Annotated in this window: 13 protein-coding genes and 1 pseudogene; 9 read left to right on the plus strand and 5 right to left on the minus strand. The window is 42.5% G+C overall.

The window, feature by feature from the left end; all coding sequences use genetic code 11:
• The first annotated feature begins 273 nt into the window (after nucleotides 1-273).
• The 4 genes and pseudogenes from OCU90_RS20660 (at nucleotide 274) to OCU90_RS20675 (ending at nucleotide 6,027) form a co-directional block, all read left to right on the plus strand.
• Nucleotides 274-2,592, plus strand: a complete 2,319-nt coding sequence (locus OCU90_RS20660; RefSeq protein WP_061025533.1) for a hypothetical protein — start codon at nucleotides 274-276, stop codon at nucleotides 2,590-2,592.
• Nucleotides 2,593-3,003: 411 nt separating this feature from the next.
• Nucleotides 3,004-3,270 carry a helix-turn-helix transcriptional regulator gene (locus tag OCU90_RS20665; RefSeq protein ID WP_016788587.1) on the plus strand — a complete coding sequence of 89 codons (267 nt, stop codon included), beginning with the start codon at nucleotides 3,004-3,006 and terminating at the stop codon, nucleotides 3,268-3,270.
• A 502-nt stretch (nucleotides 3,271-3,772) separates the two neighbouring features.
• Complete coding sequence (ylqF, locus tag OCU90_RS20670; RefSeq protein ID WP_017090130.1) at nucleotides 3,773-4,717, plus strand: ribosome biogenesis GTPase YlqF; 945 nt, start codon at nucleotides 3,773-3,775, stop codon at nucleotides 4,715-4,717.
• Nucleotides 4,718-5,001: 284 nt separating this feature from the next.
• A pseudogene (locus tag OCU90_RS20675) lies at nucleotides 5,002-6,027 on the plus strand (GGDEF domain-containing protein).
• A 169-nt stretch (nucleotides 6,028-6,196) separates the two neighbouring features.
• On the opposite strand, the gene OCU90_RS20680 reads toward OCU90_RS20675, so the two are convergent.
• Entirely contained in the window at nucleotides 6,197-6,742 is a 546-nt protein-coding gene (locus tag OCU90_RS20680; RefSeq protein WP_004731280.1) for a GNAT family N-acetyltransferase, read from the minus strand.
• 166 nt (nucleotides 6,743-6,908) lie between these two features.
• On the opposite strand from OCU90_RS20680, the gene OCU90_RS20685 reads away from it, so the two are divergent.
• From OCU90_RS20685 to OCU90_RS20695, 3 genes are all read left to right on the plus strand, one after another.
• Complete coding sequence (locus OCU90_RS20685; RefSeq protein WP_029222538.1) at nucleotides 6,909-8,051, plus strand: acyl-CoA desaturase; 1,143 nt, start codon at nucleotides 6,909-6,911, stop codon at nucleotides 8,049-8,051.
• Between the two features lie 279 nt (nucleotides 8,052-8,330).
• Nucleotides 8,331-9,701: an endonuclease/exonuclease/phosphatase family protein gene (locus OCU90_RS20690; protein ID WP_061025535.1), complete on the plus strand. Its 1,371-nt coding sequence runs from the start codon at nucleotides 8,331-8,333 to the stop codon at nucleotides 9,699-9,701.
• A 204-nt stretch (nucleotides 9,702-9,905) separates the two neighbouring features.
• The gene (locus tag OCU90_RS20695; protein ID WP_061025548.1) at nucleotides 9,906-10,196 is read left to right on the plus strand and encodes a putative quinol monooxygenase; all 291 of its coding nucleotides are present in this window, start codon (nucleotides 9,906-9,908) and stop codon (nucleotides 10,194-10,196) included.
• 230 nt (nucleotides 10,197-10,426) lie between these two features.
• Here OCU90_RS20695 and manA read toward each other — a convergent pair whose 3' ends face one another.
• The 4 genes from manA to mngA form a co-directional block, all read right to left on the minus strand.
• Nucleotides 10,427-11,614: a mannose-6-phosphate isomerase, class I gene (gene manA / locus OCU90_RS20700; protein WP_061025550.1), complete on the minus strand. Its 1,188-nt coding sequence runs from the start codon at nucleotides 11,612-11,614 to the stop codon at nucleotides 10,427-10,429.
• Nucleotides 11,615-11,616: 2 nt separating this feature from the next.
• Nucleotides 11,617-12,783 (minus strand): glycerate kinase, encoded by a 1,167-nt coding sequence (locus OCU90_RS20705; protein ID WP_061025552.1) that lies wholly within the window; start codon nucleotides 12,781-12,783, stop codon nucleotides 11,617-11,619.
• Between the two features lie 45 nt (nucleotides 12,784-12,828).
• The gene (mngB, locus tag OCU90_RS20710; RefSeq protein ID WP_061025554.1) at nucleotides 12,829-15,483 is read right to left on the minus strand and encodes a mannosylglycerate hydrolase; all 2,655 of its coding nucleotides are present in this window, start codon (nucleotides 15,481-15,483) and stop codon (nucleotides 12,829-12,831) included.
• Nucleotides 15,484-15,720: 237 nt separating this feature from the next.
• Complete coding sequence (gene mngA, locus OCU90_RS20715; protein ID WP_061025557.1) at nucleotides 15,721-17,655, minus strand: PTS 2-O-a-mannosyl-D-glycerate transporter subunit IIABC; 1,935 nt, start codon at nucleotides 17,653-17,655, stop codon at nucleotides 15,721-15,723.
• Nucleotides 17,656-17,972: 317 nt separating this feature from the next.
• Here mngA and OCU90_RS20720 point away from each other — a divergent pair, with 317 nt between their 5' ends.
• Complete coding sequence (locus OCU90_RS20720; protein WP_004731293.1) at nucleotides 17,973-18,689, plus strand: GntR family transcriptional regulator; 717 nt, start codon at nucleotides 17,973-17,975, stop codon at nucleotides 18,687-18,689.
• A gap of 232 nt (nucleotides 18,690-18,921) precedes the next feature.
• Complete coding sequence (locus OCU90_RS20725; RefSeq protein WP_061025558.1) at nucleotides 18,922-19,818, plus strand: hypothetical protein; 897 nt, start codon at nucleotides 18,922-18,924, stop codon at nucleotides 19,816-19,818.
• Nucleotides 19,819-19,870 lie beyond the last annotated feature (52 nt).

Genomic DNA, 19,870 nt, shown 5'->3' on the forward strand with positions numbered 1-19,870 from the left:
CCTTCCTTTTCTTGTCGAATGCTCAAAATATAAGCATCTCGAGCAATTCAAAACGAAGTTTTGGAAAACTGCTCATAGGGACACTTTCCCTTATTTATATATAAACACTTCAAAGTGCCCCCTTTTACTAAAGGCAACGCTTTGCTGATAAATGTCAGTAGTAAACCCTCCAAAGAGTCCCTCTTTGAATCTATCGATTATGGTTCATTCTAAAGGGCCAATTTTAAACAATTTCCACCACGTAAAAACGAAAATAACTATAAAAAGGTAAATATGAAAATTACTAATAAATCAACAACATCAGAACACATTGTCATGACTGGTCATGCATTCGATAAAGTCACGATTCTCGTATCAAATGGTGTTGAGTATTCTTCATCAGATAGAAGGATCGTGGCACCAATATATGGTCAAAAAAACATTATGGAAATTTACCGATCATATAAACAAGCAGGATTAAAAGACATACGGTTTGCAATCGATTCTCAGTCACTTCCAGAGGCTTCCTCGACTCTAATGCTTGAAAACTTCAAAGCCGACAAAAAGCATATTATTGATGTAGTAACGGGCGTTGACTACTCTAGCTACCATTCATTTCAGTACTTATTTGAAGCTTACAAGATACATCCAAGTGAAGATTTGGCATCATTCCTTTCTAGGTACTTAATTCAGCAAATCCCGCTTCGGTTTGACTCAGCCGAGGCTTGCCTAAATCACTTTGTTCCAGGTGGCTCCGATGATAGTTACAGAAAGCTTCTCTCCAAGTTACAGGAACTTGAAGCGTCGCACGAAAGCGAACTCATAGAGGCAACTAGAGTCTCCAACTTTGACGATATTGTTGAAGTCGAAACTTTTGCGGATGTGGGCCACTACATTAACTCTGAAAAGTACAACACATATGCACTCTTAGGTAGAGCAGGAACAGGGAAAACTAAAAATGTACTGCAACCTATCTCGAAGTCTGCTCATAACAAAAAGCGTATCGTGTATCTTTCATATCTCATTCCACTAGTTGAACAGTTCTGTGAAATGACTGATGCAATTTCCTATAAAAAAGCGCCCTTATATGAGATAGAAAATGCAGATGCACTTGGAGTTGTAGTTAACAGTAGCTACAAAGATCACATAGCGTCTTTCGTACTTAGTTGCGACGTACTTATTATCGATGAATTTGAAAAAGTCACTTCGACTGTTTGCTCAAACAGCAACAATACAATGCCGCGAGAAGAAGTCTTTGAAATCTTGAGCAAAGCAATTAAGAGGGCTCCCAAGGTTGTTGTTGCTGACGCTGATATTACTGACACAACTCTACGTTGGCTGAAAAAACTAGGCAAAAACATTCAGGTTATCAAAGCAACACATAATCCATACAAAAATGTGAACGTCACAATTGCAGACAAGCTCCATGTTTTCACAAATACAAGAAAACAGTTTAAAAATGAAAAGGTCATTTTATTTGACACTCTCAAATCACTCAGACTTGTAATGATAGATTTGGGATTGAAAGATAGCTCTGGGCAACCATGCGAAAAAGTAGCTTTACGTAAGAAAACACTTGTTATTACAGGTGCTAACAAAGGCTCATCAGAACAAGCCAAATTTCTAGAAAACCCTTCTAAGGAATGCTTGAAATACGACAAGATTTTCGCATCTCCATGTCTAGCTTCAGGTTATTCGATAGAAAGTGACTATACAGACAATGTGAACGTCGTGAGTGATCTCACGCTGGGTGTGAAAGAACTGATTAATTTTTCAAAGAGGTTCAGAACTAGCACGAAAATAACGTTCTATTTAACATCAAATTTTATGTACGACTATCAGCCAATACAAAACAATTTTCTTGATTCAGATTGTGACCTATTGAATCTAGAATTTGTTAACAAGCGGAAACTGTTCAATAGCAACCAACCATTAAGTATGAGATGGGCGCTAAAACAACTTGGATTCAATGTTCAAATATTAACAACCACCCATGAGTTATTGGAGAAGGGACAAAATCAGCTCAATGTATTGAATGGATTGGACAAAGAGAGTCGAATACAAGCAATCTTGGATGCGCCTCTAACCACGCAAACAGAAGTAGACAGGCTCATGGCAACAAACCAAGTAGGTTTTAAAGAGCAAGCGATGATAAAGAGATTCGAGATCATGCGTGACTATCAGATTAGTTCAGTAAAAGAAGAAGATGTTCTTTTTGATATGTCTTTTACGAATAAACAGCTTTTCAAACACGTCTGGACTAGTCAACTGGACAAAAGCACAAAACACCTCGTTGAACCTGCCAAGATTCTGAATTCAATGATCTTTGAGAGTTCTGAATATAGTAATCGGGATGAAAAACTTAGACTTTCACGTCCACAGGTTCTTGAAATATCGCGAAAAATTTATGACAACCATGAATATTTTCATGAGGTACTTCCAAGAGTAAAGTTTTATGAGGAATGTACACAGGCCCGAGCAACCAAACTCTTAAAATCCCTATTAACCTCATTGGGGTATATATGGCCAAAGCATGGATACAATGGCAACAAAAACTTAGTGAGAATTAAACTTGATGATAGAGCTTTAGCTTTTAGAAACACCATCAGCTAGGATTCAGATCGAAGCCCCCTAAATGCCACTACACACGCGGCATTTAGGGGGTTATATGATTTAACTTTATCGTATTAATCATTTAACTATATAAACCAACAACTTGAATCGCTTACACATTAAACAAAAAGCACCACTAAGCGTGAGGTTAATCACAAATAATTGCATGTGCAAATGTTTGACCTTTACCAAGCAAATAAGTAGCAGTTAACATATTCACCTCGTAAAGCTGTCCTCACAGTTTACTTTGTATTCAACTTGAAGGAGTTACTAACAATATAGAGCCTTGTTTGCTGGCGATAAATTATGCAAACGATTATTCCCTTGGCACATTATGCCACTTAGTTCTCATAAACATTTGAAAACCATCCACTCATTTCACTGATTTGAACAGTGACATATAGGTTTTTTATGAGCATTAAATTCAAGATCGAACGTAAAAAAGACGTTTTAGCACGCATCCCATTTTCGATGGCAACACTTCATCGCAAAATTAATGATGGAACTTTCCCACCTTCAATATCTCTTGGCGCGAACTCGGTTGGATTTCTTTCTCATGAGATTGATAGCATAATTGCTGCAATGGTCTTGGGCAAAGACCTCAAGGTTGTGGTATCAGAGCTAGTCGAAAAACGTCAGTACTTTCTTGATGATAGCTATTTAGCATTAGCCGCATAACTCTTGCTTTAGGCTTACCATGATAAGTGGGATTTTCACTTCGATATGTAAACGCAAAATTCCACTTTACAATTAATTGCTATAGAGCACTGTTATCCCGCAACATGATGAGTTAAGCGCATTTCTTTACGTAGAATTTGACTCACCCATACACAGTAGCGTTGTGTTACTTCAGAACCTCTTCATTTTAAAAACTACCTCCTTGATATACGCACCTCTCCAATCACTAGAACCAAATTAAGATATAGCTAAGAACAGGAGCTCCATCGCTTTCTATCTGCTTTATCCATCGCAATCATCCCTAGAAATTTATTTTAAATACTCTCTACGCCTTCACACCTGTTATTCGATTCACGCTACCCTTATAAAGTGTTAAGATCTCTTTATCAAAGTTTATTGTGGCGACGAAACAGTACATGTATTGTGATTTCCTTATCAAATCTTATGTACCCCACTTTGTACCCCACATTAAACAACTAAAATTTAAAGGTAATAGTTTCAAATGGTTAACAGTAGTATTCAATGGTTTCCGGGTCACATGCATAAAGCCCGCAAAGAAATCGAAGAAGTTATCCCACAGGTTGATGTGATCATCGAAGTACTGGACGCTCGTATCCCGTTCAGTAGTGAAAACCCAATGATCTCTTCACTGCGCGGCGATAAGCCTTGTGTAAAAGTGTTGAACAAGCGCGACCTTGCTGATCCTGAGCTTACTGAGCGTTGGATTGAGCACTTCGAGAAAGAGCAAGGCGTTAAAGCGATTGCCATTACCACCAGCGTAAAAGAAGAAGTTAACCACGTGATGGAGCTAGTACGTAAACTGGCACCGCACCGTGAGCAAATGGGCAAGAATATTCGAACAATGATTATGGGTATCCCTAACGTGGGTAAATCGACCATTATCAACTGTTTGGCTGGACGTACGATTGCGGTAACGGGCAACCAACCTGCGGTAACTCGTCGCCAACAACGTATCAACCTGCAAAACGGAGTGATCCTTTCAGATACTCCTGGGATCCTTTGGCCTAAAGTAGAAAACCCACACAGCGGCTTCCGTTTAGCTGCGACTGGTGCGGTAAAAGATACAGCAATGGAATACGACGAAGTGGCATTCTACACAGTAGAATACCTAGCAAAGCAGTACCCTCACCTACTGCAGGAACGCTACCAAATTGAAGAACTGCCAGAGTCTGACATCGAATTGATGGAAGCGATTGGTCGTAAGCGTGGTGCACTTCGTGCAGGTGGTCATATAGACATTCACAAATGTTCGGAAATCCTTCTTCATGAACTTCGCAGTGGTACTTTAGGTAAAGTAACGCTAGAACTACCAGAGATGATCACCAAAGAGTTGGTTGAAGTAGAAGAAGCGGCTGCACTGAAAGCTGAGCAGCAGATTAAGAAGAAAGAAGAGCGCCGTAAGCGTTACTTAAAGAACAAGCGCTAATCGCTATTAGTTTTTGTTAATCTCCATTAGTTTCTGTTAACCACTCTTACACCAGCCTCTAAGATATTCACGTTCTACCGATAATAGAGCGTGAATATTGCCTTGTACCGTTTGTTGATCTAGCTAACATACTGACAAATCTATAGAAATGGTCATTTACAATCCCAAAGACTGTGACATACTACGCAAATTATTGTGTATTCATTTCGGCTAGTTTCTCAATGCGCTCTTATTCTGGGTTCAAGAATCAAAGATTTAAAACCTATTTCGATAATGAAATTTATTTGCCGTACATAAATTTCATCTACATCCCGATCTCAATATTCTGTGCTTTCATTGTTACCGACTACATTCACTTTGGTACAGAGTGTGTAACGCCTATCATTTTCCGAGTCTTACTTTTTCTATTGATGATGGCTGTCGCCCGATACTGCATTACAAATAAACCCAACGTTTTAGAACTCATAGAAAGTACCTTCCTTGTAATTAGCTCGCTTTTCTTGGTCTATGTAGGCCGACTCGCTATCGAGCTGAGTAATTTCGATTACCAAGGTGGCATCATTCTCGTCATGATCTACATCGGAACCTTTTCAAGACTGTCTGTTAAATACAGTATCTCTACGCTGTCATTTATCTTTTTGGCTTATCTCGTTGGCCTTGCCCCTCAGCTTTATGAAGCAGAGCCTAGTCACGAAATAGAAACCATTTCCGTATACGTTTCAGCTTATATTCTTATTGCAGCTTCTTGTTTAAGACGAGATTTCGAAGTGCATAAACGCTTCACTCAATCCGAATAGCTTCGTAAACAAGCAATACAACTCCGCAAGCAATCTAATATGTTTGAAGCCCTTTCTTATCAAGATGCGCTAACGGGTTGCTACAACCGCCTTTATCTTCATCAGGTGATCGAGCCAAGCATAGACCGTCAGTTATCCATAACATCGATCATGATAGATATTGATCATTTCAAATCGATTAACGACACCTACGGCCACCAAATGGGTGATATGGTGATCAAAGAACTGGCCGATGAGATTCAAAAAAGGCTACCAACCAGCAGTAACTGCTTTCGATACGGCGGCGAAGAGTTTTTGGTGATGGTCCAAGGAGAAACTGAGGCTTCAATTGAATCGCTCGTTAATTCCCTTTTAGAATCCCCTTCTCGCCTTAGGTTAGAAGTAACGATTTCAATCGGTGTGAAACATGCACCTCAAGCCCTCGGTTCTGTCGAGCAGCTTATCGACGATGCCGATCAAGCACTCTACATTTCGAAGAAGAGCGGTAGAAATAAGATCACATGGAGTGATTAATCGCCCAGCATTTCACGCGCTCTAGCGATTCATTATAACGACCATTAATCCAATCAAAAAAGCCCCGAACAATTGAATGCTCGGGGCTTTTGTCTTTGTTCTTGTGCTTTAAAATAGCTTCGTTAAGAACCTGCTACTCAGCGAACAACCAGTACTCAACAAGAATCTACTAAGAATACACAACGCTCGCTGTTTTCTGTTCAAGTTCAACGGGAGAGCTCCAAGAAATCACTTTTTCATTCACTTGGCTGCCACATGGTGCGTTCCAAACTTGCTCTAGTTCTTCTTTGCCACCAATCGCCTGATAAAAAGCAATCGCTTGGTGGTTCTCAGACATCACCTCTAGGTAAAGCCCCGAATCAGAATAGTATTGCTGCAACCACTTTGACAATTCAGACAATAGACGCTTGCCAACACCACGACCGTGGTAATTATTGTCTACGTGTAACGCATCAATGAACGTACCACGTTCAAAGTTGTGATTACCAAACGCGCAGACGAAACCAACCAGTAAACCGCCTTCTTCAAGCAATAAAACATGTTGGTTGAAAGGAGGATTAATCAAACGAGTCTGCCAAATAACAGATCTGTCCTCCAAAACATCATTTTCTAGGTAATCATCAGCAAGAATGCCACGGTAATATAGCTTCCAGCTATCCGCGTGTAATTGGGCAATCCGCTCATAATCTTTATATTCAGCTACCTTAATTTCCATTTATTAGCCCTTAGTACTTCCATTTATGACTTGCTACTACATTTCACACTACCTTTATACAATATTTAAGCAAAACATACTAATACACGTTTACACTTTCAATATTGACTTACACGTGTACGCTGATATTCTAGCGAACAGATGTAAGCTCAATGGAAATTTACTAATGAATAGTGCCGAAAAACCATCAACAAAAAAGCCACCACTAATCTGGCTCAATATTTTTGTATTCTCTTTTAGCATGCTGTTAGCTGTTGTCGCGGCTCCCGTTTATGGCTACTTTTTTGGCTATGGTATGGAGCACTGGATATGGCTAGCGATCTGTTTTACGTTCTGTAACCTTTCTATCACGACGGGTTATCACCGCTTATGGTCACACAAAGCATTTGAAGCGCATTCAAGCCTAAGATTTCTATTTGCATTAGGTGGCGCATTTGCTTTACAAAACAGCGCGCTACACTGGTCTTCTGATCACCGTGTGCACCACAAGCATGTCGATAACAACGACAAAGACCCATACTCAGCAAAGCGTGGCTTTTGGTATTCGCACATCGGCTGGATGATTCGTAATTACAACACTGCAATGTACACAGATTACGAAAATTGTCGCGACCTGAAAAAAGATAAGATTGTTATGTGGCAGCACAAGCATTACGTTTTATTGGCACTACTTATGAACTTCGGTGTTCCAATCGCATTAGGTGTAATTTACGGTGACGTGCTTGGCATGTTGTTAATTGTGGGTGCAGTTCGTTTGGTCCTCAACCACCACACCACATTCTTCATTAACTCTCTTGCTCACATCTGGGGTAGCCAACCTTTTACCGACAAAAATACAGCGCGTGACAACGGTGTGCTAGCGGTACTCACTTTTGGCGAAGGCTACCACAACTTCCACCACATCTTTGAGAACGACTACCGTAACGGCATCTACTGGTGGCAATACGATCCAACAAAATGGTTGATTAAGAGTGCTTCTTTAATGGGCTTAGCAAGTAAGCTTAAGAAAACACCACAAGCTCGTATTGAAAAAGCCGAAGCATCAATGTTATTAAAGCGCACGCAGCAAAAAATCATGCACCGTGCCGATAAGCAACAAATCGCGGAAAAGCTTCAACAAGAGTTCGATGCGCTTGTATCAAACATGAACGAATACTACGAAGTCAAAAAGCAGCTAATTGAAAGTAAACGCGAAGACGTTGTGAAAAAGTACGAACACTCAGTACTTAAGGTTCGTTACCAACAAATCAAAATGAATTTTGAACAGCAGAAGAAAAATTGGGCGATGACAGTGGAACAATATGCTTAAAGTAAAGCAATACGCTTAACACCCCAATAACAACACTGTTTGATTCTTAGACGAAAGCCCTCATTTTGCTATGAGGGCTTTTTTAATTCACAGCTCTAATTAAACCCATGAATTTTAAGTCTTTATTCTAATAAAAGACACTAGTTCCAAATGTCACATTTTCAATGCAACAAGATGTCACCTTGGAGCTCTACCTGTGACAAATATCACTTATAGAACAATACCCATCCCATAACATGCGCGTCCCAAAATTCTTTCAGCAATTAGCGGACCCACTTTATGAAATTGTTAAAAACATCTATCGCTTTCGCCATCTCTTCCGCACTTTTGATCGGGTGCAGTAGTGACACAGATTACGTTCAACCTGAAGAAGTAAAGATCGCGACTTACAACTTGTCTTTTGATCGTGCCACCTTCCAAGACCTTGTAACGGAAATGCAGATTGAGCCAAGCGCTCAAACAAAACTAGTGACCGACTATTTGGATAACACGATTGATGACGCTGACAAAGAAACGGCAGCAAAAGTTATTCAGATCCGCAACGTCGCAGCTGTGATTCAAAAGAATCGCCCTGACGTGCTTATGATGGCTGAATTTAACAATGACGGCACAGGTACTGATAAATCAGCGCTAGAAGGTTTTCAAAAGAACTATCTCTCTGTCGCTCAAAGTATTGAAGGCGCAGGTGGCGACGCGAACCTAGAGCCAATTTCATACCCATATTTTGAAAGCTACTCTACTAACACAGGTTTACTAAACGAGTTTGGTTTTGACTTAGATAATGATGGTACTCCTGGAACATTGCCAGGAGATGCATGGGGCTTCGGTTTCTACCATGGTCAATACGCGTTTGCTCTAATGTCTAAGTATGAGATAGACACTGCCAACACCCGTACATTCCAAGAGTTCAAATGGAAAGATCTTGAAGGTGCGACTATTCCAACAATCACTGTTTGTGATGGGTCAAATACGATCCCTGCAGGCATGAGCTGCGGCGATGAATGGTACTCAGCTGAAGAGTGGGAAGAAGTTCGTTTATCTTCAAAGAACCACGTTGATGCACCAATCCTAATTCCTACCAAAGATGGTACAGAAACCGTTCACTTATTGATGTCACACCCTACTCCACCCGCTTTTGACGTAGGTAAGAACATCGAGCAAAACGCAGCAGAAGTAGACTTCTGGCACCAATACATCCAAAACAAATCGTTCATCTATGACGACTCAGGAAAAACTGGTGGTTTGGAACAAGGTAAACACTTTGTCATGATGGGCGATCAAAACCTAGACCCAGTAGATGGCGATGGTATTAGTTCTGTAATGCAGGACTTGCACAATGATGCATTAGTTAACCAAGATGTCACCAATGGCAGCTTGTATCCGACAAGTTACGGTGCTGCTGAGCATGCCGTCGATAAATCATCGTCTCACCCACAGCCAAACCGTATCACTTCGACGTTTGGACTTGCTGTTGATTACGCACTGCCGTCAGCTTCACTGAACATTGTTGAATCTGGTGTTTATTGGTCAGCTTCGTACGAAGAAGGACGCAAGCTATTCAATGACTCACGAATTGGTGATTATGGTAACGGAAAGGATGTTTCTTCAGATCACCGTATGGTTTGGATCAAAGCTGATTTCAGTAACTAACCCAATTAATTGAGATCTAAGAAGCCCTCATTTTGGTACGGGGGCTTTTTTATGAGCGTAACCTACTCGCCACCAACTTTATGCTCTCGAGTTTGAATTGTGGATGCTAAGAACCATAGTTATTGGATCCCAGAACTCTTTTTTCAGTCTGAATTTATACTTATATTACTTGCACTTATTGAGTGGAACATCGAGGAATAAAGAATGGGCAAGCTAACGATTATTGCAACAATCGTCTCTAAAGAAGATAAGATTGAGTTAGTGAAATCAGAGATGATTAAATTGATCGACAAAACCCGTGTTGAAGACGGCTGTATTAACTACGATCTGCACCAAGATAACAGTAACCCTGCTCACTTCGTTTTTCATGAGAACTGGGAGTCTGAAGCTCATCTAGAGAAACACTTAGCGAGCCAACACATCGCCGAGTACATGGCTGCGACTGAAGATTGTATCGAAACCTTTGTGCTTAATAAAATGACTCACATTGCCTAACCAGTCACTCAGTACTGATTCAATAGAAAACCCTGCTCTGATCGCAGGGTTTTTCGTTTCTACAAGCTTATATCTGCTCATTCTAATAATGAAAAAACCCGCCAGAGTAGCGGGTATGGTCAATAATCATGACTGTCAAAGACAGATAGGTAACAACCATCAATCCAATATTGAGAGCCACCTTGCAGTGGCACTCTGACATTTCTTTTGCTTTAACTAGCACGGGGGCACTAGTTAAAAGCACGAGCCAAAATGCCATTCCCTTGATATTGGTAAACACTTGAATTACTACTTACAAAGACCGATTCTCCAGGCTTAAGAGAAACTGTACAACCTTCTGAGGTGACGGCCGCCTCTCCTTCCACACAGAACAAGATCTCCGCGCTACGTAGATACTGTGACTTGCTCTCATCAGTCGCAGATAAGATATCAAATCCAAAGTCATCCACAGGAATCGGATAGCTCATCTTGCCCTCTTTCAATACAGGCTTAAGACGAATATCTTCTGGCTTAATCGGCTCAAAGATCGTGTTATCGATAAGCTCAGGAACGTCTATGTATTTGGGTGTAAGACCGGCGCGCAGCACATTGTCTGAGTTTGCCATAATCTCCAAACCTGTGCCTTGAACATAAGCGTGAGGTGTTTCTGCGAACAGGAACATCGCTTCACCGGGCGCCAGTTCAACCGTGTTGAGCATCAATGGGGCAAACAAACCAATATCACCCGGATAGTGCTGTTTGAATTCAATGCTGTATTGCAGAGCTTCACGCCCCATGACCGTTTTAGCTGGTCGCGCATGTGCAGCATAAAGCTCATTAAGCGCAGACGCTTTGCGGTCACCTTCAAGAGACATAATTGCGCTAAAGAAAGACTTCAGAGAATCACTGTCGGCATTGGCTTTAAGTACATTAAGCTCAATCGCTAACGAAGGAATATCTGCTTCTTCGAACAAGGCAATAATATCGTCGATTGGACGAAAGCCATTCATCGCTTTGTAGAAGGTCAACGCATAAACCAACTCAGGCTTGTGGTTTGGATCTTTGTAATTACGATTTGACGCATTCAAGGGGATACCAAGTGCATTCTCTCGCTCAAAACCTAATTCAGATTTACGCTTATTCGGATGAACCTGAATCGACAACGGTGTTTCAGCTGCTAATACCTTAAATAAGAAAGGTAGTTCACCGAAACGTGCCGCCGTGTACCCACCTAAGACATCGATTCTATTTTCATCAATCATGTGAGAAAGCGGCTCACCGGTATCGCCTACTTTTGAGCAACCATTAGGATGAGCACCCATCCAAATTTCTGCTTGAGGTTCTTGGTTTGGGTTCACAATACCAAACAGTTGGTTAATGGAGTCTTTGCTTCCCCATGCGTAGTTTTGAATAACGTTGTCGAGTTTAAATAGAGACATAATTACTTCTCATTAAAAATCTGGCTGCCAAGCTTGAGCGTGGCGGCGATATTACGGGCAGTACGAGTCAGGTTTTGATTCGCTTCTAATAAAACTTGGTCTAAAGACTGAGGTGAACGTACAGTTCCAAATAAGCTAGACATTGAACCGTAAAGCTTTTCAACGTCTTGCCCCAAAGAACCCGCAATTCCTATCGTTGGAATATTCAGCTTTTGAGCTCGCTGAGCGATACCGAAAGGTGTTTTACCTTGCAGGGTTTGGTTGTCCATCTGCCCCTCTCCAGTCACGACCAGTGAAGCACCGTCAAGAACCTTATCTGCACCCAAGGCATCTAGTACCATCTCAATACCCGCTTTAATTTGGATATTGAATGCAAGACTTAACCCCAGTGGTGTACCACCAGCCGCACCAAAACCAGCTGTGTCTCGATGATTAATACCCGTACGCGCTTGAGCGATATCGGCAAAGTGTCCGATCGCAGTATCAAGTTGTTCAACTTGAGCTTTTGATACTCCCTTCTGCGGACCAAACACAGCACTTGCTCCGCTTTCGCCACACAGTGGATTATTTACATCACACGCGACCACGAACGTGACTTCTTTACATCTCGGGTGCAGCCCATCAAGATCGATGCTTGCTAGCTGACTTAATTCGGCACCGCCACCAGATAGCTCGTTGCCTTGCTTGTCTAATAACTTGCCTCCCAACGCTTGTAAAATGCCTGCACCTGCATCGTTGGTTGCGCTACCGCCCAAGCCGATAATGATTTGTTCAACGCCTTGATCTAAAGCATCTTTAATCAATAGCCCTGTGCCAAACGAAGATGCAGTTAAAGGTGATCTTTCTTCTACCGTTAATCGGTCTAAACCCGACGCTTGGGCAAACTCTACCAAGGCAGTGTTTACGCTTTTGCCATCAACCTGTTGTTCAAGTGAAGCCCAATATGCCGTACATTCACGTCCGATTGGATCCGTCGTTTGCAAGCTTTGCTTGGTACCATTGAGCGCTTCTAGCAACACATCTACCGTGCCTTCTCCGCCATCGGCGAGTGGCATTTTCACAAACTCTGCATGAGGAAAAACGTCGGAAAATCCACGCTCAATACAAGACGCAACTTGATGCGCGTCGAGTGATTCTTTAAATGAATCGGGGGCAATTACAATTTTCATTGTCGTTCACCATTCCCGCCCACCAAGGTGAGCGGGTGATTGAAATTAGAATTTGATTTGGAATGTTTTTGCTTGGCAAGATGCCAATTCGCCAAAAGATAAGTCACTAAAGGTTTCAATTGCTACATCACCTTCACGAACGCGCTCGTCCATGCTTGTCTCTTTCCAGCTTGAAACCGTTTGAATGAAAGAGATTGAATCCGATACTGAACCCGTTTCTGCTGGGTTGTAGACACGCATGATCAGTGCATCCTCATCTTCCGCTTTCTTAAGTACGCTTAGTACCGCACCTGCTTGTTGCTTCGATAGCAAGCTGAAGCTCATCGGTAGGTTCTGCTCACCTACGTTTAGCTTCATCGCGTTGTAAGGGATCTTGTTGTAGCATTCGATTTGAGTGACATTGTCACGTGCTTGCGCCATGACGTTCGCGTCAATATGGTTGCCAGAGAAGCCACACAGTGTGAATTCACACACTAACTTACCGCGTACTTGTGAATCTGGTGTCGGGATCTTGATGCCTGATGGACGGCCCGGACGAAGCAATAGCTCTTCTTTACCCAATACGCCGATACCACGGAACAATGTCAGTGCGAAGGTATCTCTGTTTTCGTCACCTTGAGATGCAATCACTTCAAATTCACGCAGACCATTCGACATAATAGCCATACCCGCTTTGCCGTTTTCTAGCGCAGCAAAGTTCATTAGCTGATACACAGGAACCGGTGCTTCTTTCCACTTCTCTTCTTCCCAAACTGCCATTGCTGGGTCATTGGTTGGTCGAGTAATACAACCGAACTGGTTGTCTGCAACCACAGTTTCAGAAACGAATGGCGTTGGTACTAAGACACGTACACGGTGATCGTCGGCTTGGTTATCTAGCTCCATACGGACTTCAATGCGGCGAGAACCTTGCTTCAATACCACTTGGCATTCCGCTTCAACGAATCCATTTTGACCCGTGCGTTCTTCACGCTCTGTAAGGTTTGCAGGCACGCTCATGCGGAAAGCGATGTTCGCTACCGATTGGAAGCCTTGGTGATCAATCGATGTTTCGACTGGGAATTCATCTGAGTACAGTAACCACTCTTGACGAGATGGAGAGTAATCGTATTCATCGCCGTCATCAGAGCCGTCTTCTAAACGAAGGACTTGGTCGAATACTTGCTCTGTCTCTTTATCGAAAATAGTCAGAGTACCGTTGTCGTTTACATTGATTCGGTAGTATTCGTTTTCTAATAGGTAGTCCTTTTGCTCGGCAACTTTTACAGCGCCCTTCTCGTTACCTTGGATGTGTAACGTGCTGAAGCCCATTGCTGGAACACTACGTTTGATTTGAATATCAAACTCCATGAACGGGTCGTAGTTACCGTAGTGAACGATTTGGCGGTCTACTTTACCCGGGTCAATTTGGCGCTTGTCTTGGATGAAGTACTCAACTGGGTTTTCGTTTTCATCAAAGATTGAGAATTCTTGAGCACGGATAGTAATGGTTGTGTTCACCACTTCTTCACGCTCGTATGGAGAAAGGTTAAACATCGCCAGCTTGTCGCAACCTTCGCGATCTGGCATGTGGTCAACAATCTTACGCTTGTAGAAATGAATCAGGTTGGTCGCCATGTCGTCCGCAAGGATGTAACGGTTAAGGATCTCAGCGTGAACCTTGTCAGAACAGCAGCAGCCAATCGAGTCATGAGCGTGGTTCTTCATGCTCTCTTTCCACATTTTCTCAATCAAGCCGTGGTGGTATTCGAAGCCCAATGTCCAAGCGATAGACGCTAGCGGCTCTAAGATATTTACAATCTTGTTTTCGATTTCTGCATGGATCAGTTTGATGTCCATACGCGTAGAAGAGATCGTACGGTGAACACGCATGTATTTACCGTCGTTGAATTCGCCTTTAATTGTGTCGAGTTGATCGCGCGCCGCTTCTACTTTCTCGAACACTTCTTCAAAGCGGCTCATTGAAAATTCACGATCTGGGTAGATTTCGCGAAGTTTGTCCATTACTTCAAAGATGTCTTTTTGAATCGGCATTTGGTCATGGCCATTCGGCAGCAAAATGTCTTTCGTTACCGATGGCTTTTCTAGCACTGGGAAGTACTTATCTAAACGAGCACGCAAGCCTTCTTCGTCTTGTGGAAGGTATTTGCCAATTGCGTAACCTAGCGGAAGCACTTGTGCCGTAACTTCACTGCCGTCGTTTGATTGCCATAAGAATTCTGTTTTATTCGTGCCATGACGTTCTGAACAACCACGCCAGAACATTGCACGCGTGATGTCGAAACCGTTGTAGATCATCGGCAGCTGTGAGCTCATGCTGAATGAATCTGGTAGGTAACCAATCTTCATTGCATCGCCAAGTTTCATACAGTCACGAATGCCATACATCATGTTACGCACAATCGACTCACCAGAAACTTGCATTGTGTCGGTTTGAGAATACCAAGGGCCAATAATAAGCTTGCCCGCTTCAACCAATGCTTTTACGCGTTCTGTGTTCTCTGGTTTGATCGCAAAGTAGTCTTCTAGAACAGCGGTTTGACCATCTAGAACGTAGTATTTGTATTCTGGATCACTCTCCAGACGGTTCATGATTTCTTCCATGTTGTTCACAAGAAGAATACGAGACTCTTCTGTTGTGAAATACCATTCACGATCCCAGTGCATGTGTGGAGTAATATGTACGCGTGATGTAGTCATAATCATTTACCTAAATGTGTCGCTTCGAGTAAATCTAAAATTCGAACTCAAATACGACTAAATTAAAGTTTTTCAAGGGGTTAAAATTGACTGCCACTAAATTTAGGGTGCAGAAAACCACGCCCAGAATCTGTGTGAATAAAACCGTTAGGAGCACAGGTATTTAGGACAGCCAAGTTGTTCGTTATTTTTTATATGGTGTTTTAATTGCGAGTTAGAAGTTAGCTCAAAATTTAGTTAGTTCTGTGTTGCAGTACTTGCTTCAAACTTACCCTTTTTTACAGCGTGACCACGCCACATCAGAAGAGTAACAGTTGAAATCACTGTGCCGACAATCGCAGCACCGAACCAGATTGCAGCAGCAGAGAATGCGCCCAAACCTGAATCGTGTAACAAGAAGATAGAGAAGATTCCTGCACCCGGAGTCGATAGACCGATACCTGCCGCGCCAACCATCGCACCTGTAACCACTGATCCTAGTAAGAATGAGCCGATTACACGGATTGGATCTTCAATCGCCATTGGGATTGCACCTTCGGTAATACCCGCTAGGCCAAGTAGCCATGTAGATTTACCGGTTTCAATCTCAAAGTCTTTGAATAGGCGTGGAGCAATCATGGTTGAAGCCGTTACGGTGAACGCCGATACCATTTTTACTGAACCAAAGATTGCGTATGGGCCATAAACACCGTTCGCCATTGCACCTAAACAGAATGCGTAAGCGGCTTTGTTTACCGGACCACCTAAGTCGAATGATACAAACAGACCAAGAATCGCACCCAATAACAGTGCATTGGTGCCTGACATACCGTTCAACCAGTCCGTTAGACCTTGGTTTAGGAACGCTACAGGTTTACCGATAACAAATAGCATCAAGCTACCTGCCACCAAAGTACCGATCACCGGATAAAGGTAGAAAGTAAGAAAGCCGTTAAACGCAGGGCCTAAGCGAACATGCTCTTTTACCCAACGCATCACGTAACCAGCAATCAAACCACCAACAACACCGCCTAGGAAACCAGAGCCAATGATGTTTGCTGCAATACCTGCGGCAAAACCAGGACCAAGTGCCGGTTTATCTGCTAATGAGTAAGCTGTGTAAGCTGCCAGTACTGGCACCATCAATGTACCCAGTAGGCCGCCACCTAGTTTGCGATACATCCATAGCCAAGAATCTTTTGTTGCATAGAGCTCTTGCAGGTCAAAAATTTGCGCGATAAGAACAGCAACCGCAAGAACAGTACCACCAGCAACGATAAGAGGAACCGCGTAAGAAATACCAGAAAGCAGTGCTTGTTTGAGCTCAGTTTTCAGTGGCAGTTTCTTCGGTTTATCATCAGTAGCTACTTTACGCTCTGCACCGTTGCCTTTTTTCGACTCTTCGATCGCTTCGTTTAAAATGCGCTCACCGTGTTTAATCGGTTCTGCGACTGGCGTTTCAATACGAGGAATGCCGTTAAAGCGCTCAGATTCTTTAATCGCCACTTCAGCAGCAAACACACACGCTACAGCATTATTAAGTTGTTCCGCAGTTAAGCGATCTTCAATACCGTTTGCGCCCTGCTTTTCAACATGAACCTTGTAGCCAAGCTTTTTGCCGGCTTTTTCTAGGTATTCTGCCGCCATATAAGTATGAGCAATACCAGCAGGGCAAGCAGTAACGCATACAATTGTCGGTGCATTTGTATCTAAGTTGTCTTGTTTTTCTTCTTGTTGATTGTCGCCATCAAGAAGCGCAAAGATTTCTTCAGCGGTTGTCGCTTTTAATACCGCTTCGCGAACATCGTCGTCAACCAATGTAGTTGTCAGTGCGGTAAGCAGATGCATGTGGGTAGAACCCGCTTCTGCATTTGGAATCGCAATTAGGAAGATAAGATTCACATCTTCGTCTTCATCCAAGCCTTTCCATTTCATGTCTTCTTTAAGCGTTGCTACAGCGAAGCCAGCTTCTTTAACCGCGTCAGTCTTGCCATGCGGTACTGCTAGGCCTTCGCCAAGCGCTGTCGGGCCTTGCTCTTCACGAGCAAATACTGCATCAAGATACTCTTGCTTGCTATGCAGTTTGCCTTGCTGATCCAGTTGGTCAGCAAGTGCGTAAATCGCTTCTTCTCGACTGCTAAACGTAGTTTGCAGATTTACGAGCGACTTATTCGTTAGAGTTGTAAGTTTCATAACCTTTGTCCCATAGTCACGGATTAGTACGACAGTCGTCTCTGTCGACGAGAAGAATAATACAACTTCAAGACATTTAATCCGTGATCACGATCTCACCAATACATATTTGTATTTAATTTGTATTCAAATCGTATTGGCAAATCCTTTAAGAAAGCTTGTTATGTATCGTTTAATTTGTATTATATGTACTACAAAACGCCGATACGACGCTCACACTAACCTTTAAAGCAAGGCTTATATAGAGCAAATTTACGTATTTAAGGTACAGGTTGTTAATCAAAGTCTAGTTGTTCTAGCGCACAAATGAGGCAAAAATGGCAAGACTCCCTATGTATCGCCAAATCGCAGATGCAATAAGAGAAAAGATCAGTTCTGGAGAATATAAAGTTGGAGAAGCACTCCCAACAGAAGCGCAATTGCGTGAAGTATTCTCGGTAAGCCGTGTGACGGTTAGGCAAGCGTTGAAACTACTGATCGAAAACGATGAGCTTGAAAGCGTTCAAGGCAGCGGCACTTACGTCAAAGAGAACAAGATCAATTATGACATCTACAAACAGTCGAGCTTTCAAGAAAAGTGGGCGCATTTGGATGTGGTTACACACAGTGACGTTCTGGCCTTTGAAATGAAGCCGTGTTCTTTGGCGATGTCTGAGCATTTAGATATCAAAGAAGGCGAATTGGTTTTCTACGTAAAGCGTGTTCGTTTCATAGACAACAATCCAATCACGGTTGAAGAAACTTGGTTACCTGTTGCCCTATTCCCAGATCTCACCTATCAAGTGATGCAGACATCAAAGTACGACTTTATTGAGAACACCAAAGGCATGGTGATTGATAGAAGTGAGCAAGAATTGGTGCCGATTCTTCCGCCTGAAGATGTTGCGAAACAGCTAGGTATTGACCCAGCTCAGCCTATCATTGAAAAACGTACTCGCGGTTACCTTGCCAATAACACGGTGTTTGAATACAGCCGTAACTACTTCACATCTAACGATTACCGATTTACTTTGGTCGCAAGACGCCAAAGATAATACCCATCAGCGAGTTTCTATAATAGCAAATTGACCAGCACAGAGAGCGCCTTGTTCTCTGTGTTTCTGTGGTGTTATTTTAATCATAAACCTAGCTTTCTCCCCAAAATATTCCTAAACCAATATCAAGTAACCTCACGAAAGATCATTCACGTTCATTTAAATACTGTTCGCGCGCTTTGAACATAAACTAAGCGCCAAATGACAAGAACAACAGTCGACAGGAATGTAGATGAATACCAAACAACTTGAGGACGCGGTAAGCGAAGTGAGCTTATTCAATCAGCACCTCCACTTAATCCAATCCGTGCATACCATTCCGACCCCAAAAATGAATTGGGAGTCGATTGCGATGGAACCTGCGCCGGCAATGCCAACGGTCCGATTCGATCATAAAGTCAAAGCCATGGAAGCACTCGATGAGTACAAACCTAACTGGCTAGATATGTTGCTGGGCAGCAAGTCGAAGTTGTACACCCTCACCAACAATATTGAGCGTGCCGCCGAAAAAGACATCGAACAATACAAAACTGAGTTTATAAGTTGGGTTCAACACTACAGCTACTGGGCCAAAGATAATCAGTTGTCGAAAGGCATTTTAAACAACGACAGTGGCGCCAAACTTTCTGCCCTTTCAGAAGCGCAACAGAACCCTGTAAACGCAGCCGTAGTCGACACCAAGCTGATAAACCATAACTTTAATACCTATAAGAATGGGCACCTGTTAGAAGTCAATATTCAGGTTAATAAGCACAACGTGATCCCAAAAGAGAAAAAGGTATTGTGCCAAGGCGAAGTGAAGCTTGAAACGATGCCTCTTTCTGAAAGCAACACCTTATATCGTGAGTATGTGTGTAGCTGTATTCTTAAATGCGCGCAAGATGCTTTCAACGTCTTGCCTGAGACGAGCGTCTTAATTAATGTTGAACAGGTTATAGCTGACTATTCGAGTGAGACCATTGTTTCATGCCATGTCGAACAGGGATTACTCGAGTTCCTATTAATCGAAGATGATAAACCCTCTGAGATACTTGAATTCTTTGTGCATATTGAAGATTTCAACCCTCATCGAGGCAACGGGTTTTCTGCGATTAAAACCATCTTCTCGCCTTTGCCTATCGCGTCATAACTCACGCGCATTTTCGATTCAATCATTGACGACTCTTCACGACTAGCCTTGC

Source organism: Vibrio splendidus, from assembly GCF_024347615.1.
GTDB lineage: Bacteria > Pseudomonadota > Gammaproteobacteria > Enterobacterales > Vibrionaceae > Vibrio > Vibrio splendidus.

Excerpts from the sequence above, each read along its gene's own strand:
- OCU90_RS20660 (WP_061025533.1), top strand. The coding sequence starts at position 274 with ATGAAAATTACTAATAAATCAACAACATCAGAACACATTGTCATGACT.
- OCU90_RS20665 (WP_016788587.1), top strand. The coding sequence starts at position 3,004 with ATGAGCATTAAATTCAAGATCGAACGTAAAAAAGACGTTTTAGCACGC.
- ylqF (WP_017090130.1), top strand. The coding sequence starts at position 3,773 with ATGGTTAACAGTAGTATTCAATGGTTTCCGGGTCACATGCATAAAGCC.
- OCU90_RS20680 (WP_004731280.1), bottom strand. The coding sequence starts at position 6,742 with ATGGAAATTAAGGTAGCTGAATATAAAGATTATGAGCGGATTGCCCAA.
- OCU90_RS20685 (WP_029222538.1), top strand. The coding sequence starts at position 6,909 with ATGAATAGTGCCGAAAAACCATCAACAAAAAAGCCACCACTAATCTGG.
- OCU90_RS20690 (WP_061025535.1), top strand. The coding sequence starts at position 8,331 with ATGAAATTGTTAAAAACATCTATCGCTTTCGCCATCTCTTCCGCACTT.
- OCU90_RS20695 (WP_061025548.1), top strand. The coding sequence starts at position 9,906 with ATGGGCAAGCTAACGATTATTGCAACAATCGTCTCTAAAGAAGATAAG.
- manA (WP_061025550.1), bottom strand. The coding sequence starts at position 11,614 with ATGTCTCTATTTAAACTCGACAACGTTATTCAAAACTACGCATGGGGA.
- OCU90_RS20705 (WP_061025552.1), bottom strand. The coding sequence starts at position 12,783 with ATGAAAATTGTAATTGCCCCCGATTCATTTAAAGAATCACTCGACGCG.
- mngB (WP_061025554.1), bottom strand. The coding sequence starts at position 15,483 with ATGACTACATCACGCGTACATATTACTCCACACATGCACTGGGATCGT.
- mngA (WP_061025557.1), bottom strand. The coding sequence starts at position 17,655 with ATGAAACTTACAACTCTAACGAATAAGTCGCTCGTAAATCTGCAAACT.
- OCU90_RS20720 (WP_004731293.1), top strand. The coding sequence starts at position 17,973 with ATGGCAAGACTCCCTATGTATCGCCAAATCGCAGATGCAATAAGAGAA.
- OCU90_RS20725 (WP_061025558.1), top strand. The coding sequence starts at position 18,922 with ATGAATACCAAACAACTTGAGGACGCGGTAAGCGAAGTGAGCTTATTC.